Genomic DNA, 2,982 nt, shown 5'->3' on the forward strand with positions numbered 1-2,982 from the left:
TGCAATAGTTCCTGGCACACATATTTCGTTTACTCTGCGATCCTTATCCGATCTTTGCGTTTCGCTTACGCACATTAGCAAAGAGATATATCTCCCTGCGCCAAACACACTATCTAATATTCGTTGATGTGCGAAAGGCTGGACAATACGCTCCCTGGTAGTGATTTTTGCTGGAATAACGATCCCTTTTCCATCGAAATCAAAAACAATATCTGTCGCCACTTGCGATATGTCGGACCGTTTTCCCTCTTCCACCTGATCCTCCGCACCTACTCCTTCGTCACTAAGCACAGCATCAATTTCATTATCCAAAGATAGTTCTTCTTCTGTCACCTCCAGGCTCTGCGCGATATCGCTTACCGCAGCAACGGATTGAGCTACTTCCGTTGGGAGCGGAATGTGTTTTGTTCGCCGTGTAGCGTCGGGCAGTATTAGTCCAATCAGTGTTCCAAGTACTACTTCAAAATAAGTGCCCGGTGTTTTCCGACTTTTTGGCTTCCAAATATCGATACAGACGCAAAATGACACAACGGCGTTGTAAACCGTTCTAGTTACCTGCTCCTCTGGCAGAGTGAAGCACTTCTCTTCTCGGTTCGCAGATTGAAGTAGTTGATCCCAAAGGGATGAAAACTCATCTTCAGTGATTATTTGATTGGTTAGAAATGGACGAGACTTATTCCTCCCGACGTAAAATATCGTGTATCTCTTGCCCAACGGACCGCCCCACTCCATCTTCCTAGCGGTTCTCATACGTCGAATACATGCAAGGACAATCGCCTTTATGTCATCGCGCGGATCCTGATATGCATCATATTTTTTCTTAGCCCTTTTGAAATACCCCAGCAGTTCTTCCACGAGTGTTCCTTGAGTGATATAACCCCGGGGATTGCAATGCCGTGCTTTACTTTTTACCACAGACTTTAAGTAGCATTTTTACAAACACTACCAAGCGATTTCGCATAAAGCGCACTGACGTAGTACCAAATAAGCCATGCTCTACCCCATCTACGTCCACAAGGACGCCCACAGTGCCTATGGCGCCACCTTCCCCGATTTCCCCGGCTGCTTTGCCGGGGCGGACGAACTGCAACTCCTGCCCGCAGCCGCGCAGGAAGCAGTGGAGGCGCATTTTCACGGGGAGGCCGAGCCCATCCCTAGCCCGAGCGCCCCTGAAGACTGGGCCGACGATGAACAGTTCCAGGGTGGTTACTGGATGCTGGTGGAAATCGATCTGTCGCGCGTCAACGCCAAGGCGGTACGGCTCAACGTCAGTCTGCCGCAGGGCCTGGTAACGCGCATCGATGCCGTGGCACAGGCACGACGCATGTCGCGCTCGGCCTTCCTGGCCCTGGCGGCCGAGCACGAAATGCAGGCCGGGAGCCGTCGATAGCGAATAGGTGGGACTCGAAATGGGGGAGTGAGCAGTCACCGGGTCACTCCCCCCTGTGCTACAAAGGCAAGACCAGACTCAACGCTTGAGCAACTCCAGCGCATCCTCGGCCACACTACGCAGATTGGTGATGGTGGCATTGAGATCAGCCAGTTCGGCCGGCGTAGGCGGCTGATCCATGCCGTTCTTGACCAGCGAAGCCTTGATGATCGTCGCGGCCATCTGCCACGCAGCCCGATTGTGCGCGTCAACCAGTTCCTTCTGGATGCGCTCCAATTCCGCTTTCTGATTTTTGTCCATTATCGTTAACGAGGCCGTATGCGAATTTGCCCAGCTTGCTGCGCAGATTCGTGATCGTCCCGATGGAAGACCACTCCCTGGAAGCGCCTAACAATACTTTCAGTCAAGCAATTCCACAAGTGATTTTATCTTCCCTCGACTGACTTGCAAGCTTCTTCACTTCCGCTCTTGGCAGATAGTAAGGCTTCTGTTACCGATCTTTACCAACTGTGCAAACCCTGAAGCGGGTGAATCCTTTACAATTCACGCCACCGTTTTCTGTCGCTGGAGATCCGCCGCATGTCGCGCTCGCGTTTTTCTGTTCCGTTCTACCTCGCCGCCGCTGTTTGCCTGGGCCTGTCCGCCTGCTCCACCGGCAAACCCGCTTTCTATCACCAGGAAGAGTTCAGCGATACCAGCGCCTTCTCGCGCAGCTTCCCCGGCAGCGAAAAGGCGGTCTGCGAAGCGGCGCGGCGCGCCTTGCTGGGCCAGGGCTATGTCATCAGCAAGTCGACCGACAATACCCTGGATGGCAACAAGAGCTTCCAGCCGGCCAGCGACAAGCACATGGAAATCGCCTTCCACGTGGTCTGCGCTTCCAACGGCAATGGCAAGAGCTCGACCATGTTCGCCAGTGCCACCCAGGATGGCTACGGCATCAAGAAGAGCAACAGCTCGGCCAGCCTGGGCGTGAGCGTGCTGGGCTCGGTCTCGATGCCGTTTGCCGCCAGCGATGATTCGATGGTGCGCGTCTCCAGCGAAACCATACGCTCGCCCGATTTCTATGACCGCTTCTTCGGCGCCGCCGAGCGCTACCTGCTGGTCGATGTCGATGATGACACGGCACCGGCCAAGAAATAAGCGGAGAGGCAGAGTTCAGAAGTCAGAACTCTGACATATAGACCTCAGAGCTCTGAACTGAGATACGAGAATGGCGGCCGCAGCCGCCATTTTTTTTCGTCCCGACGACACAACATCAGCCGGTTCAACGTCCCCAGTAATAGCCCGGCGGCGGCGGTGGCGGCGGACGATGCCAGTGGCGATGGTGGCCGCGATAATAGTAATCACGCTCCACGTACACCGGGGCCGGATTGACGTAGTAGACCGGAGCCGGACGCACATACACCGGCGGCGGAGGTGGAGGCGGCGGCGCATAGATCGGGGCCGGTTGCACATAGACGGGCGGCGGCGCCACATAGGCACCCGGCACGCCGATGTTCACACCGATGGAGACATGCCCGGCCATGGCCGGTGCTGCCCACAGGCCGGCGCAGGCGGCGAAGACGGTCATGCCGGCAATCATGGGAATGGAC

5 protein-coding genes are annotated in these 2,982 nt (G+C 55.5%); 2 read left to right on the forward strand and 3 right to left on the reverse strand.

Features of this window, described 5'->3' with window-relative positions:
• Positions 1-855, reverse strand: an 855-nt coding sequence (locus I5W_RS29090; protein WP_199901743.1) for a hypothetical protein, incomplete at its 3' end; no start/stop codon positions are given.
• 136 nt (positions 856-991) lie between these two features.
• Here I5W_RS29090 and I5W_RS14300 point away from each other — a divergent pair.
• Positions 992-1,390, forward strand: coding sequence for a type II toxin-antitoxin system HicB family antitoxin (locus tag I5W_RS14300; protein ID WP_017450868.1), 399 nt, complete (start codon positions 992-994; stop codon positions 1,388-1,390).
• Between the two features lie 78 nt (positions 1,391-1,468).
• Here the strand turns inward: I5W_RS14300 and I5W_RS33400 are convergent, their stop codons facing one another.
• Positions 1,469-1,612 carry a hypothetical protein gene (locus tag I5W_RS33400; protein ID WP_252717028.1) on the reverse strand — a complete coding sequence of 48 codons (144 nt, stop codon included), beginning with the start codon at positions 1,610-1,612 and terminating at the stop codon, positions 1,469-1,471.
• Between the two features lie 357 nt (positions 1,613-1,969).
• On the opposite strand from I5W_RS33400, the gene I5W_RS14310 reads away from it, so the two are divergent.
• On the forward strand, positions 1,970-2,530 hold the full coding sequence (locus tag I5W_RS14310) for a DUF2242 domain-containing protein (RefSeq protein ID WP_017450866.1): 561 nt from the start codon (positions 1,970-1,972) through the stop codon (positions 2,528-2,530).
• A gap of 124 nt (positions 2,531-2,654) precedes the next feature.
• Here I5W_RS14310 and I5W_RS14315 read toward each other — a convergent pair.
• On the reverse strand, positions 2,655-2,982 hold a 328-nt coding region (locus I5W_RS14315), incomplete at its 5' end, for a hypothetical protein (RefSeq protein ID WP_050010675.1).

The sequence above is a fragment of the Herbaspirillum sp. B65 genome, assembly GCF_000333555.1.
Taxonomy (GTDB): domain Bacteria; phylum Pseudomonadota; class Gammaproteobacteria; order Burkholderiales; family Burkholderiaceae_D; genus Herbaspirillum; species Herbaspirillum rubrisubalbicans.